13 protein-coding genes and 1 pseudogene are annotated in these 14,073 nt (G+C 45.9%); 12 read left to right on the top strand and 2 right to left on the bottom strand.

Annotation, left to right across the window (positions count from 1 at the left end; all coding sequences use genetic code 11):
- The first annotated feature begins 127 nt into the window (after nt 1-127).
- Nucleotides 128-472: a hypothetical protein gene (locus B0X71_RS09125; RefSeq protein ID WP_077589114.1), complete on the top strand. Its 345-nt coding sequence runs from the start codon at nt 128-130 to the stop codon at nt 470-472.
- A 315-nt stretch (nt 473-787) separates the two neighbouring features.
- On the opposite strand, the gene lgt is transcribed toward B0X71_RS09125, so the two are convergent.
- A complete protein-coding gene (gene lgt, locus B0X71_RS09130) occupies nt 788-1,603 on the bottom strand; it encodes a prolipoprotein diacylglyceryl transferase (protein ID WP_077589115.1) in 816 nt (271 codons plus the stop codon).
- A gap of 839 nt (nt 1,604-2,442) precedes the next feature.
- Between lgt and B0X71_RS09135 the strand changes: the two genes are divergently transcribed.
- From B0X71_RS09135 to B0X71_RS09165, 7 genes are all read left to right on the top strand, one after another.
- The gene (locus B0X71_RS09135; RefSeq protein ID WP_232336815.1) at nt 2,443-3,132 is read left to right on the top strand and encodes a class D sortase; all 690 of its coding nucleotides are present in this window, start codon (nt 2,443-2,445) and stop codon (nt 3,130-3,132) included.
- Nucleotides 3,133-3,364: 232 nt separating this feature from the next.
- Nucleotides 3,365-3,640, top strand: a complete 276-nt coding sequence (locus tag B0X71_RS09140; protein WP_077589116.1) for a hypothetical protein — start codon at nt 3,365-3,367, stop codon at nt 3,638-3,640.
- A 342-nt stretch (nt 3,641-3,982) separates the two neighbouring features.
- Nucleotides 3,983-6,391: a heavy metal translocating P-type ATPase gene (locus B0X71_RS09145; protein ID WP_077589117.1), complete on the top strand. Its 2,409-nt coding sequence runs from the start codon at nt 3,983-3,985 to the stop codon at nt 6,389-6,391.
- 86 nt (nt 6,392-6,477) lie between these two features.
- Complete coding sequence (locus B0X71_RS09150; RefSeq protein WP_077589118.1) at nt 6,478-7,140, top strand: class I SAM-dependent methyltransferase; 663 nt, start codon at nt 6,478-6,480, stop codon at nt 7,138-7,140.
- 82 nt (nt 7,141-7,222) lie between these two features.
- A complete protein-coding gene (copZ, locus tag B0X71_RS09155; RefSeq protein WP_077589119.1) occupies nt 7,223-7,429 on the top strand; it encodes a copper chaperone CopZ in 207 nt (68 codons plus the stop codon).
- A gap of 184 nt (nt 7,430-7,613) precedes the next feature.
- Complete coding sequence (locus B0X71_RS09160; RefSeq protein WP_077589120.1) at nt 7,614-8,399, top strand: urease accessory protein UreH domain-containing protein; 786 nt, start codon at nt 7,614-7,616, stop codon at nt 8,397-8,399.
- Nucleotides 8,400-8,974: 575 nt separating this feature from the next.
- The gene (locus B0X71_RS09165; RefSeq protein WP_077589121.1) at nt 8,975-10,291 is read left to right on the top strand and encodes an APC family permease; all 1,317 of its coding nucleotides are present in this window, start codon (nt 8,975-8,977) and stop codon (nt 10,289-10,291) included.
- 77 nt (nt 10,292-10,368) lie between these two features.
- Here the strand turns inward: B0X71_RS09165 and B0X71_RS09170 are convergent, their stop codons facing one another.
- Nucleotides 10,369-10,701 (bottom strand): four-helix bundle copper-binding protein, encoded by a 333-nt coding sequence (locus tag B0X71_RS09170; protein ID WP_077589122.1) that lies wholly within the window; start codon nt 10,699-10,701, stop codon nt 10,369-10,371.
- 228 nt (nt 10,702-10,929) lie between these two features.
- Here B0X71_RS09170 and B0X71_RS09175 point away from each other — a divergent pair.
- The 4 genes and pseudogenes from B0X71_RS09175 (at nt 10,930) to B0X71_RS09190 (ending at nt 14,071) form a co-directional block, all read left to right on the top strand.
- A pseudogene (locus B0X71_RS09175) lies at nt 10,930-11,663 on the top strand (urease accessory protein UreH domain-containing protein).
- A 106-nt stretch (nt 11,664-11,769) separates the two neighbouring features.
- A complete protein-coding gene (locus B0X71_RS09180) occupies nt 11,770-12,474 on the top strand; it encodes a response regulator transcription factor (RefSeq protein WP_077589123.1) in 705 nt (234 codons plus the stop codon).
- Nucleotides 12,471-13,874 carry a sensor histidine kinase gene (locus tag B0X71_RS09185; RefSeq protein ID WP_077589124.1) on the top strand — a complete coding sequence of 468 codons (1,404 nt, stop codon included), beginning with the start codon at nt 12,471-12,473 and terminating at the stop codon, nt 13,872-13,874. The genes B0X71_RS09180 and B0X71_RS09185 overlap by 4 nt, the downstream gene beginning before the upstream one ends.
- Complete coding sequence (locus B0X71_RS09190) at nt 13,871-14,071, top strand: hypothetical protein (RefSeq protein ID WP_077589125.1); 201 nt, start codon at nt 13,871-13,873, stop codon at nt 14,069-14,071. Before B0X71_RS09185 ends, B0X71_RS09190 begins: the two co-directional genes overlap by 4 nt.
- The last annotated feature ends 2 nt before the right edge of the window (nt 14,072-14,073 follow it).

Raw genomic sequence — 14,073 nt, forward strand, 5'->3', positions numbered from 1 at the left:
CAATCCCTAATAGTATCGGCATTTTTTCCGATAAAGTTAAGAAATATTTTAAAAGTAAATGGTTAATAAATGAAGTGAAATTTGGTTTCTTTAAATAAAGCATATGGCAAAGGGAATAGGTGTTGGTATGTTAATTTGGAAGTTCATTAAGAAAAGCAGCGATATTTCATTCAGCTATACTGGAGATGAGCTCTCCTATTTACAGACGTTCATCCAAGGCTGTATGTATGATCTTACCGATTTAGTCACGGCTAAAACAGTCTTTTATGCCCTTTCTTATATCAAAGTCCAAAAAGTATACGTACACCCTGATATGATAAGTAATGTTACAGTATGGAAGTTCACAAATGAGGCTGACGAATTAATCAACCATTTTGCAACTGCGCTTCAATTCGATATTTCGACAGGCGATTTGGAAAGGATGCTGTTTTCGTATCCGATTGCTGCAATGGACATTATCTATATGGTCTAGCCGAATAAATCGATCGAAAATGGACATCTACCAGACGGCGGATGTCCATGTCTACGAATTCGTATTTAAACAATATTTACAGAGAAGACTGAGCGAAGCCGCTTTTTCAAGGGCTTTAGGTCAGTCATGATGATCTTGCAATAAGCCACGAGTTTACCGTTGATCGCTGTATCCGGAACTGCCTGGCATTATTTGTGATAATCCCTTATTCAAGTTGTAAACAACCGTTTCACAGTTATCGCAAGAAAGGTCGTCGATTTGTTATACACGATCATCACCTTAATAACAGCTTACCGGGAAGACGTCTATCTTTCGTCAGTCGAGATAATGTGCCGGTTTTTTAATTGTCATACGCCGGAAAATAATAAGACCTACCGCTACTGCGATAATAACTACCGAAATCACTTGAGCCGCACGCAATCCGCCAAACAGTTCAAGAATCAAGCTGTCTGTCCGCATTCCTTCAATAAAGAAGCGGCCGAACGAATACCAGATCAAATAGAAAAAGAAGATTTCTCCTCTTACAAGATTCACACGGCGCAGCAGAAGCAGAAGGATGACGCCAAGGAAATTCCATATGGATTCATAGAGAAAAGTCGGATGATAGTATGACCCCTCTATGTACATCTGATTGATGATCCAGTCAGGCAGCAATAAGCTCTCTAAGAAATTCCGCGTCACTTCACCGCCGTGTGCTTCCTGGTTAATGAAATTTCCCCAGCGGCCGATTGCCTGACCAAGGAGAAGACTTGGGGCCAGTATATCCGCCACTTTCAGGAACGATGCATTCCGTTTCCGTGTGAACAGGTAAGCAACGATAATCGCCGTAATAATGGCGCCATGAATGGCAAGACCGCCCTCCCACACCTGAAAAATCTGGGAAGGGTTGGCGCTGTAGTACTCCCACTTAAAGACGACATAGTAAAGGCGGGCACCTATAATGGAGAGCGGAACCGCCCATAACAGCATGTCGGTCAGGAAGTCCGGGTCAAACCCCCGTCTGACCATTTCCCGCTGTCCGAGAAGATAGGCCAAGATAATCCCCGTCACAATGATGACACCATACCAGCGGACATCAATCGGACCAAGTGAGATGGCAATCGGATCGATTGCGGCAACAACAAAATTCACGTAAAATTCCTCCTTCAATAATTACAGGGGTTATTAGAAACACGCTATCAAAAACTGATTAGAAAAAACCCTCAGTTTTGATCGGTGATTCACCACTACTTCATAACAATAATTGTATTTCAGCTGGGGACCACCGAAAGTGTTACTTTCATGCTTAGCAATCTCTCTGAATCGAACTATACTGCAGAAGTATGTAGATTTGATGAATATCAGTGATAGATTACCCGTAAAAATGAATTATTTAAAGAGAGCAGTAGGATTCCAAGGTTCCAATAACTTCTTCTTTAGTGCTCGCTTTAAAAAAAGGAAATGACCGTTTCTATTTTGTAAGATAACAAGCGAAAATCAACTCTTGATGATACCTCATCAACTGGAGATTACTGTTTTTCATTATGAAAAGTAAACGATATACAATTTTTGTAACTAGGTGGTACTTTTAACTCTCGACAATTTATTAGTTGAAAAATCTTTTCAAAAAATCAGCAATCTTCACCAAAAGTTCACAAACATCGGGAATAGAGTAACCAATGGGCAAAAGGGGGATTCGAGAACTTGGAATCAAAAGAGGTGCGGGCACAGAAAGTTGAATGACTGAAAAACTACTGTTAAGAGCAATTGAACGAAAAGCAGCACAAAGGGAATGAAATGTCTTCCACTCCTGCTTTTTAGTCAATAAATAGGACGATTCGCTTATCAAAACAGAAAACACGTTTCAGTCCGAGTAATCCTAGTGATTACGAACGGCTACTGAAAGCGTGTGAAAAACTGAATGATTAGCGTGGATGTTAGACTTTGGTTAAGGTTGGACGAGTATCAAACAGTAATGGAGGTGAGTATCAATGAAAAGGACACGGCGAATGACGACAGGCGGAAAGGCGATGTATATATTGTCAATTCTCCTTGTGTTCATTGGAGTAGCGTTTGCTGGTTATAATACCTTTGCATTTGCTAAAGGTTACTTAGCAGGAGAAAAGACTGATATCGAAGTCGATCTGCAAGTCCAGCAAGCCCGGGTTGACAACGAACCTGAATCGGAAGTTTCTCAAATCATTCCCACAATTCGAAGTGAAGTTGATTTGGATCCGCTTTATAAAACCTATCCGGAAGAAAGAGAAGAGTTCGGCGAACTGCTGATCCCTAAACTCGATATAGTTTATCCAGTAATCGCAGGATCTGACCCGGAAGAACTTGCGGAGGGAGTCGGCCATTATGCTACAAGTATGCTGCCGGGAATGAAGGGGAACAGCGTGCTGGCGGGCCACCGAGATACAGTGTTCCGTGAACTTGGAGATGTTGGGGAAGGAGATTACTTGATCGTCAAAACGGCAGCAGGTGAATTCACCTATCAAGTCAGCGAAGTGAGAATTGTGGATGATATGGATAAAACGGTCATTGTCCCGACGGAAGAAGCACGACTTACACTCATCACTTGCTACCCGTTTGGTTTTGTTGGAGATGCTCCGGAACGGTATGTCCTAATTGCTGAACTTATCCATTCAGTTAAAGCTGAAAATAGGGAAGCTCTATAAAAATGCTGAAAGCGGAGTAATAGCTTCTACAGGTTGATAACAGCAAGTTATTATAATGGAACTGGATGACAGGGTAGTTTGAAGACAGGCCTAAACTGTCAAAGAGACTCTCGAGAACCGAATGCTTTAAAACAGAGCTAAAGTAAACAAATTACGGAAAATAAGTGAATCTTCACAGATTCCTCAATTTTATTGTCTATACTACGATTATACGTATGAAAGGGGGGAGAACATGAAGCTGAAAAAAGCACCGCTAATCTTTTCATTTGCTTTGTCTGCTTTACTCGTAACAGGTACAACCGGTTTTGCTAGTGGAGGGTCTGGTATGATGAATGCAAATGACAATGGCATGATGAATATGATGGGAAGCGAAGGCATGTCTGGCATGATGGAAAGTGAAGGAATGTCTGGCATGATGCAGATGATGAATTCACCTGAAGGACAGGAAATGATGAACGCTTGTGGAGATTTCATGGCATCAGTTGCTGATGAAAAAGAAGTGGAATAGGAAGGCACCAAATCATCCCTGTTGGGTGAGGTATTTTAGTTAAGATGAAGACTGCAGATTAAGCCCTGAAATTTCAGGTGATCTGCGGTCTTTTTTATAAAACAACCTCCTAATATCTTAATTTTGTTAGAAGATTCATGTGATTTGGCAAGTCCAGTTCATAAGGGCGGCAAACCAATCAGAGAAGGGACTTGGGCAATTCTTTCAACTTCTCTCCGATACAACACGACTATGTTCAGAGACGAATGAGTTAGCTGAAGACAAATCTGTTGTACATGAAAAATAGCAAGCTTATAATTAATTTATACCATATAGGGGTATGCTGCGAGGGAGGGAAGACAAATGACTAAACAAAGTCAAGAAATAGGTGAAAGCCAACGGCGAATCACCTTGGGCATTACCGGGATGACCTGTGCCGCCTGCTCTAATCGGGTTGAAAAGAGCCTGGCAAAAGTGGATGGAGTCCAAAGTGCAGCGGTTAATCCTGCCAATGAGAGGGCAACCGTCGTGTTCGATGAGTCAAAAACCAATGTTGACGAGCTGATAAAGCGTGTGGAAAAAACGGGCTATGGCGTTACCGAAGAACGGATTGAACTTTCGCTCAGTGGTATGACGTGTGCTGCCTGTTCTACGCGAATTGAAAAAGTGCTCAACAAAACGGATGGAGTCATTCAGGCAAATGTAAACCTGGCCAGCGAAAAAGCGACTGTCAACTATATCAATGGAAAAACGGATGTCGATACACTGATCGGCAAAATTAAGAAGATTGGTTACGATGCAAAACCGGCAGTGAAGGAAAATGCAGAAGCAGAAAAGGCCGCGAAGGAACAACAGTATAAAAAACAGCGAAATGCCTTTATTGTCGGTGCGGTCATTTCAATTCCGTTCCTGATTGCTATGATAGGGGAATTCACCGGAAACCACGCACTGATGATGCCGGGGTGCCTCCAGTTCCTTCTGGCTACCATCGTTCAGTTCACCATCGGTTGGCGATTCATCCGCGGTGCATATAATGCATTGCGCGGCGGAAGTGCAAATATGGACGTCCTGGTGGCGCTCGGAACGTTGGCTGCTTACTTATACAGTTCTGTTCTTTGGCTGTTGGGCGCGGAGAGCGGATTCTATTTTGAAGCGTCCGTCATAATCATCACGTTAATCATCCTCGGGAAAGTGCTGGAAGCCCGTGCGAAAGGGCAAACATCCGAAGCGCTGAAAAAACTTATGGGGCTGCAGGCAAAAACCGCTCATGTGATCCGGAACGGGGAAACAGTGGATGTGCCGGTGGAAGACGTGCAAACCGGTGACCTGCTCTTAATTAAATCAGGTGAAAAGATCCCGGTAGACGGAGAAATCATTGAAGGCCAGACAACCGTGGACGAATCCATGCTGACAGGTGAAAGCCTGCCTGTTGAAAAAGAGCAGGGAGATATGCTGATTGGCGCGACCATCAACAAACACGGTTCCGTCAGGATGAAAGCGACGAAAGTCGGCAAGGATACGGCACTGGCACAAATCATCCGGATGGTCGAAGAAGCGCAAGGTTCGAAAGCGCCGATTCAAGACTTGGCCGATAAGATTTCCGGTATTTTTGTGCCGATCGTCATCGGAATTGCCATATTGACGTTTCTTGTCACGTACTTTCTGGTCGGATTCTCCCCTGCGCTTATCAGTGCGGTGGCGGTACTTGTTATCGCTTGCCCTTGTGCGCTTGGCTTGGCTACGCCGACGGCCATCATGGTCGGGACCGGAAAAGGGGCCGAGCACGGCGTCTTGATTAAAGGGGCCGAGTATTTACAGTTGGTCCGTGAGATGGATGCGATCGTTTTGGACAAAACCGGAACCATCACAAAAGGGGAACCTGAAGTAACCGATGTAAAAGCATTCGAAACAGATGAAGAAGAATTACTTCGACTGGTTGCCAGTGCAGAAACGGGTTCTGAACATCCGCTTGGCCAGTCAATCATCCAGAAAGCAAAAGAGCAAGGGATTCGGCTAAGTAACGCCAGGAATTTTGAGGCGGTTCCGGGGCATGGTATATACGCCACCATAGAGGGCAGAAAAATGTCGGTCGGCAATAAGAAATTGATGGAACGAGAAAACGTGCTTCTTACTTCGGTTAAAGCAGAGATTGAAGCCTTAGAAGAAAAAGGCAAGACAGTCATGATGGCAGCAGAAGAGGGCCGGCTGCTCGGGTATGTTGCAGTCGCAGATACGGTGAAGGAATCCTCCCGCCAGGCAATCAGTGAACTTCGCGCTCTTGATATTGAAGTGATCATGATGACAGGCGATAATGAGCGAACCGCACAGGCCATTGCTGCAGAAGTCGGGGTAGATCGTGTGCTGGCGGAAGTGCTGCCTGAAGGGAAAGCGGAAGAAGTGGAAAAACTGAAACAGGAAGGCAAAAAGGTGGCGATGGTCGGTGACGGCATCAATGATGCGCCCGCACTTGCGACAGCTGATGTGGGAATCGCGATCGGGACCGGAACAGATGTCGCCATCGAAGCGGCAGATATCACGTTGATGAGCGGTGATTTATTGGCCATCGTCGAGACCATTCAATTGTCACAAGCCACAATGCGGAAGATTAAGCAGAATCTCGGCTGGGCTTTCGGCTATAATGTCATCCTGATTCCAGTCGCGGCATTTGGATTGTTGAACCCTATTTTGGCGGGAGCCGCCATGGCGTTTAGCTCAGTGTCCGTTGTCACGAACACCTTGTTCCTAAAACGATGGAAGCCGAGCCACACGTAGACTTGTACTGTCTTAAAAAGCAGCTAATTAATTGATGAATCATCGAATTTACTGGCCTGTTTGGATTAACAAAGGGAGGGAAGTTGATGAGTAGATTATTCCCGCTTATATATGACCGCGCAATGGAACCGCTGGAACGAAAAAGCTTCCGAAGGCTCAGGAAAAAACTAATTGCTGCGGCAGAGGGAAGTGTCCTGGAAATCGGTTCAGGAACCGGATTGAATTTCCCGCTTTACCGCTCAAATATACGGGTTTCCGCTATTGAGCCGAATCCAGCGATGGCCAAGAGATCAAGTGAACGGATAGCCCAATCCCAAGCGAAAATCCAAGTATTTGCTGCAAATGGTGAATCGTTGCCTTTCCCGGATAACTCGTTTGATACTGCTGTCGGTACGCTTGTATTCTGTACTATCCCTTATCCGGAAGTGGCACTGCAGGAATTGAGACGTGTTCTGAAACCAGGCGGAAAACTGCTGTTGCTTGAGCATGTCAAAATGGAGCAATCCGTTTTGGCGGCTGTCCAGCACGTACTGACACCTGCATGGAAAGTGCTGGGAGACGGCTGTCACTTAAATCGTGATACGCTGAGTAAGGTAAAAGATTCCGGTTTTAAGGTAACAAATGCAGAAAAGTATCACCGCAGTCTGATGCTGCTGATTGAAGCAGAAAATCGGAAACCCGCAAGCATAAACCCGGAGGGGTTGCTTGTTGCTGAACACTACGCCGGAGCTGGAATTGTAACTGAATAAACAATTGTTGATTCGCACTTTGAGTATCAAAAACACCTGATCAGAAACTGGCAGAAGTAGATTTGGAGGGAGGTGAAGATGAATGGAACAGACAACGCTTAAGATCGAAGGGATGACATGCAGTCACTGCGAATCAGCGGTAGACGGAGCTTTAAGAAATCTTCAAGGAGTCCAGGATGTCCAAGTGAATGTAGCGAAAGGCATTGCTGAAGTGGCGTATAATCATTCGGAAGTCACGACTGAAAGCATGAAGGAAGCCGTTGAAGAGCAAGGATACGATGTGAAATAAAGAGAAAGGGCTGTTCCACAAGTCGGTAACGAATACCGCTTTGTAGGGATGGCCTTTTAATTTTTTTATGTTCTTTTTCTGGAATTCAACTGATTCATCCGCCATCTTCAAATTTTCTACATAATCATTCGTTATAGTAGCACCAAAGAATAGTAAATAAACAAAAGAAAGTAGGGAAATTTTAATGGGAGAATTCCTCCACGATTTAAGTCTGAAATGGTACTCCTTTTTGACGCAATTGGGCGTAAAGGTAGCTGAGCCGATTCTAGCTTTTACTGAACTGTGGAATATCCCAATTCTGACTGCACTGCTACTTGGACTGGCAGCTACAACGTCTCCTTGCCAAGTGACGACAAATGCCAGTGCACTGGCATTTGTCTCTCGGGATGCGACGAATAAACGAGAGACACTCGTTCAAACAGCGGCGTTCATTACGGGCAAAACCTTGATGTATACCTTAATAGGCGGGACGGCAATCTATTTAGGTGTGCAATTGACGACAGTGAATGGGAATACATCGTTCATTGTGCTAATCCGAAAAGCCATCGGACCGCTTATGGTTATTGCAGGTCTTTATTTTCTGGGAGTTGTCCGCTGGCGCCCGTCCTTTGGAGCAGAGTTGAGTGAACGTTTGAAAAGTAAAATTCCACAGGGCTCTCCGGTTGGTTCTTTCGGATTTGGCATAGCGTTTGCCCTGGCGTTTTGCCCAACACTGGTCTGGCTCTTTTTTGGTCTTCTCGTTCCACTTGGTATCCAGACAAGCGGTGGTGTCCTGCTCCCTGCCATTTTCGCACTCGGCACTACGATTCCGTTGATTTTTTTCGTTCTGATTCTGGTCGATAGTTCAGAACTGATTAAACAGCGGTATTTCAAGAAAACCAAATCATTAAATAGATGGCTTACTAAATTAGCGGCTATCGTTTTCCTGTTAGCGGGCATTAATGATACCTTTACTTATTGGTTCATCTAAGAAGTGGTCATGACCTTAGAATCTGCAGGATAAGTTAAGGTTCTTCTTACATTAAAGTAGCAATGGCGCATGGGATGAATAGAATCTTTGTATAACAAAACGTGTGACTGCTGTAAGGATGTCATGCAGTAGTTGAAAAGAACTTTCTGGATTTTGTTTTCACTCACTGGCGCTGCAGTCAGAATTTTACTTGTACCGCACTACGCGAGTTAAGTCTTATCTTTGATAATTCATGGCTGGTCAACCCTTATATTTACAGGATGCATGGCTAGGTCTTTTTCTGCCTTCTGTTCCTAGTGTTTCCCGATTATCTGACAAACCAGATAAAGTGGTCGAGCAAAAGCAGATACCAGCCCTAACACCAAACTTCTGATTCGGCATAACTGGAATGCTGCTCGGATTAGTGAAGAACAAAATATATCGATTTGCCTCTAGCCCGTTTGTTTGGTTTAAAACAAAAGCAGAGATAAGTTTATTGATATCTACGTAGACTTATACCTATTATTCACTATACGAATTTTTTGTCAACATCATAAACAATAGTGTGGTAAAGGAGAGAGAGGAGGGGAATTGAAATGTCAGACTATAAAAAGAACAGTATTACCCTAATTGGTGCAGTCGGACTTGGAACAGGTGTCATGATCAGCGCCGGAATCTTTGCACTGCTTGGACAGGTGGCAGCACTGGCAGGAAACTGGTTTCCGCTCATTTTTATTGCCGGGGCGATAGTGACGGCATTCAGTGCCTATTCCTACATAAAATTGAGCAATGAGTATCCATCCGCCGGCGGTATCGGAATGTTCTTAATGAAAGAATATGGGAAAGGGACCATTACAGCTTCCGCTGCCCTTCTCATGGGTTTTTCGATGGTCATCAATCAGAGCTTAGTGGCGAGGACGTTCGGAACGTATACGCTCCAGCTGTTTGATTTTGGCTCGACGGACTTTCTGGTCCCGGCACTTGGGGTCGGGTTGCTGGCGTTTGCATTCCTGGTCAATATTTTAGGTAACAAATTCATCCAGACGTTCACTTCCATCATGTCTTTACTGAAAATCCTTGGCCTGACCATCTTAGCGATTGTCGGTCTTTGGCTTGTCGGTTTTTCCTTCACTCCGGCGACAGGCGGATCGGATATAGCTGCACCGGGTGCTGTAAGCTATATTGCATCTGTGGCACTGACTGTGCTGGCCTTCAAGGGGTTCACTACCATCACCAACAGCGGTTCGGAAATTGTGCAGCCGACGAAGAATGTCGGCAGAGCGATTATGATCGCCATTCTGATCAGCCTGGTAGTATACGTATTGCTGGCATGGTCCGTGTCCAGCAGCCTGCCACTCAGCCGAATCATTGAAGCACAGGACTATGCTTTGGCAGAAGCAGCGAGACCGGTCTTGGGGAATTACGGGGTAATCTTCACCGTCGCCATCGCCATCATTGCGACCGTATCCGGAATCATTGCAAGCGTCTTTGCTGTTTCCCGTATGCTGGCCATGCTGACAAATATGAAATTAATCCCGCATAAACATTTCGGAATGCCGGGATCCATTCAAAAGCATACCCTCGTCTACACTATTGTTGGCGCGATGGCACTCACTGTGCTGTTCGATTTGAGCCGGATTGCCTCAATGGGCGCCATATTGTATCTGGTCATGGATATGATTATCCACTGGGGAGTGCTCAAACGTCTAAAAGGGAAGGTGAAAGCCAATTCGGCTATTGTCTTAACAGCTTTTACACTGGATGGCATTGTACTCGCTGCGTTTCTTTGGATTAAAATCACCAATGACCTCCTCGTCGTCGGAGTCTCGGCTTTATTCATCCTAGCGACTTTTGCGGGGGAGCGGTGGTTTCTGCGAAATGGCGTTGGTGGACAGATGGAGCATAGTGATTAAAATCAAAAATCAAATTGAACAGAAAAAACAGCTTCAGAGCGAAAAGCCTTCGTTCTGAAGCTGTTTTCGTTAAAAAATCAGGCGATGTTCCGGCAAGCTTCTGCGCACCGTCGACAGGCTTCCGCACAGACTCTGCAATGTTCACTATGCGCTGCGTGTTTTTCACATTCAGCTCCGCATGCATCACATACTTCTGCACAGAACTTCAACAGCTGCTCATGGAATTGGGCGTTGCGGGAAACAGCCTGCTCGGTGAAAGCACATGTATCTGCACATTCCCGGGTAAGCTTGAGACAGTCCGCTATCATCTTCACGTTGTCTTCCTTAAGACAGGCATCGAAACAGTAGTTACACGCCATGGCGCAATCATGCAGAATCTGGATCAATTCCTGACGTCGTTCGTGAGCCATCTTAAATCCCTCCATTAATAAATTTTGTAGTTCGCCTTGTACTTCTTTATTTACCAGTTTCCGTTTTTTAAAAACTGAGTATTCTATCTTTACTGCAGCTGATAAAGATGCCAAGTCTCTTATTGCCGTTCCCGAATTTGTCACAAGAGGAGAAAGCCAACTTCATACTTTCTTCAAAGTTTTCCGCTAAGATAGTGTGATTGAATAATAAGAAAGTGGTGCTGTAACATGTATCAGCTATTGAGCCAGCTGAGCAGCTGGCTGTCCGAACCATTTCTGAATATAGCAGCGGGACTTGAAGGTGCACCGGTCATCTTCGCTTTACTATTAGGCGTGATTGGCGCAATGACACCGTGTCAGTTTACGGGCAACGTAGGGGCGGTCACACTCTACGGTAATAAATCACTGCAGAAAGGACTGGCCTGGAAGGATGTCCTGTTTTTCAATGCCGGGAAAATCACCGTTTTCACCGGGCTCGGACTCCTCGTTTGGCTGCTTGGCAGCGGAATTGAAAATGAGTTGACCACATACTTTCCTTGGATCCGAAAAATGACAGGTCCTTTATTCATCGTTGTCGGAATCGTTATGCTCGGGTTCGTTAAAATCAAGGGACTATTCCGGATTCCGAAACTGCCGAATAATGTATTCCGAAATGAGAAAACCGGCTCCTTTCTTCTGGGGCCGGCTTCTCGCTCGGGTTTTGCCCGACAATGTTCATCCTGTTCTTCTTTACACTCATGCCGGTTGCGCTCAGCACTCCCTATGGCGCCGTGCTGCCGAGTCTGTTTGCACTCGGAACCTCGCTTCCGTTATTCATCGCTATTTTTTTGATTTGGTACTACGGTGCCGGCGGGACCGTGTTGAAAAAAGGGAGAAAAGTCGGTTTGATTCTCCAACGGGCAGCTGGTGTTGTCCTGGTTGTCATCGGCATCTTCGACACACTGGTCTATTGGACGATTTAATGTGAAAACGAAACTGCAATCGGCATCATACGTGCAGACGTCACTATGTATCATGTAACGTAAGAGCAAGTACACGAGAAAAATCCGGAAGCAGGGGTGAAGATAATTGGAGACACGAGAAAAGATACTGATCGTGGATGATGAATGGAACATGCGGAATTTACTGAAAGTGCTGCTGTTTCCGCACTTTGATACGGAAGAAGCGGAGGACGGGGCAACGGCGCTTGCGTTGGCAGAGAAAAAAAGCTACAGCCTCATCATCCTTGATTTGATGATGCCTGGTATGGACGGATGGGAAGTGTGCGAAAAAGTCCGGGAGAAGAGACAAGTGCCGATTCTTATGCTGACAGCCCGGGGAGATACCAAAGACAAAGTGGAGGGATTTTCTGCAGGAGCAGACGACTACCTGGTCAAGCCGTTCGATTCGGAAGAACTGGTTGCCCGGGCAAAAGCCCTCATTCGCCGTTCGCAAGCCACAGCCAGCCATGCTGTGGAAGAGCTGATCGAAGTGGCGGATCTGAAAATTGACCGAGTGGAGCGGCTTGTCTATGTCGGGGACAAGGTCATCGAACTGACACCAAAGGAATTCGACTTAATCGAACTGTTGGCGACAAACGATAAAATCATTTTCACACGGGATATGCTGATGAACCGCATCTGGGGTATCGACAAAGAGCGGGATGTGCGGACAGCGGATACACATGTCAAGAACCTGCGGGAAAAGTTCCGGAAAAACGAGCTCTCCTTTAACCCGATTCGCACAATCTGGGGCAAAGGCTATAAATTCCAGCATTCAAATCCGGAGCAATGATGCGGGCAAGTATCGTCGCTAAACTTGTCCTCAGCATTTTGCTATTGGTGCTGACCATTTTGCTGCCGCTTGGCTTCACATTGAATCAGCTGTTCGCGAGTTTTTATTTCAATGAAGCAGAACAGGAGCTTGACTCGCTGTCAGACCGATACGCAGCCTCTATTCCTTCCTTGGATTCTGAACAGCTTGATCTGTTTGAGCGACTGTCATCACTGACAGACCGGGAGATTGTTGTTGTAGATGCAGCGGGCGTCGTAGCCGCAAATTCCGGGATTCCGGGAATATCGGAAGGGCAGTCTCTTAGCGCCGAGGAAGTGGAATTACTGAGCGAAAGTGCCTCTCAGCATAGGGAATACGTGAATCCGGTGAATGGGGAGAGGTACTTGAGTACGGGGAAGCCGATTTTCGATGGTGGTGAACTGCTAGGTGTAGTCTTCGTGCTGGATTCCGCAGAAGATCTTTACCAGTCGCTGAATGCCATAAAACAATCTGTCATACTGGCCGGCGCAGGTGCTGTGTTTCTGGCGCTCGGCTTTGCGTATATCTTATCTCGAAAGCTATCCGATCCATTGCTTGACATGGAAAAAGCGGCACGTAAAATGGCAAAGGGTGAACTGGATACAAGAGTAGCAAGCGGCACGGCAGATGAAATCGGGTCTTTGGCCGTTGCCATTAACGATCTGGCCATCGATTTGCAACAGTATCGGAATAACCGCCGGCAGTTTTTTGCGGACATTTCACACGAGCTTCAGACACCGATGACGTATTTGGAGGGCTACGCCCATGCGCTTGAGAACAAGCTGTATAAATCAGAAGAAGAACAGCAGCAGTACGCCCGGATTATCCGGCAGGAAACGGCAAGACTTTCCCGGCTCGTCCATGAACTATTCGATCTTGCGAAAATGGAAGAAGGTAAAATTTCGTTGACTGTTGAAGATGTGGATCTAATTGAAGTGGCGGAAAATGCACTGCTGAAGTCACAGATGAAAGCGCGTGAGAAAGGCATCCATCTCGTATTCAGTCCGCCGGATACTGTTCCTTATGTGACAGCCGATGGGATGCGAATGGAGCAGGTGCTGATGAACTTGATTGATAATGCAGTGAAATATACGCAACGCGGAGAAATCCGTCTCGAAGTGGAAGCGCGGGCCGGCAACGTGAAAGTGGCTGTGGAAGATACAGGCATCGGAATTCCGGAAGCAGATCTGCCGCATCTCTTTGACCGTTTTTACCGAGTCGAAAAATCGCGCTCACGGGAGTTCGGCGGTACCGGTCTCGGTCTTGCCATTGTGAAGCAATTAACCGAGCTTCAAGGCGGAACCATTGCGGTAAGCAGCAAGCCTGGAGAAGGGACACACTTTGAGCTCACATTTCCGGAAGCAGAGGAGGAAGAAGGGTGACAAAAATTGAATTCACAGTGGCGGCCCTTTTGATTGTAGCCGGTCTTCTGTGTCTCGCAGCTTCAGGGAGTTGGCTATTCAACCCGGGGGCATTGGAACTTTTGAAAACATTTATCCAAGTTTGCTTGTGGATGGGAATCCCGTTGGTTTTGACCGGTGGGTTGTATTGGTGGTTTAAGAAAAAGAGGAGGTACTAACT

The organism is Planococcus lenghuensis (assembly GCF_001999905.1).
Classification (GTDB): domain Bacteria; phylum Bacillota; class Bacilli; order Bacillales_A; family Planococcaceae; genus Indiicoccus; species Indiicoccus lenghuensis.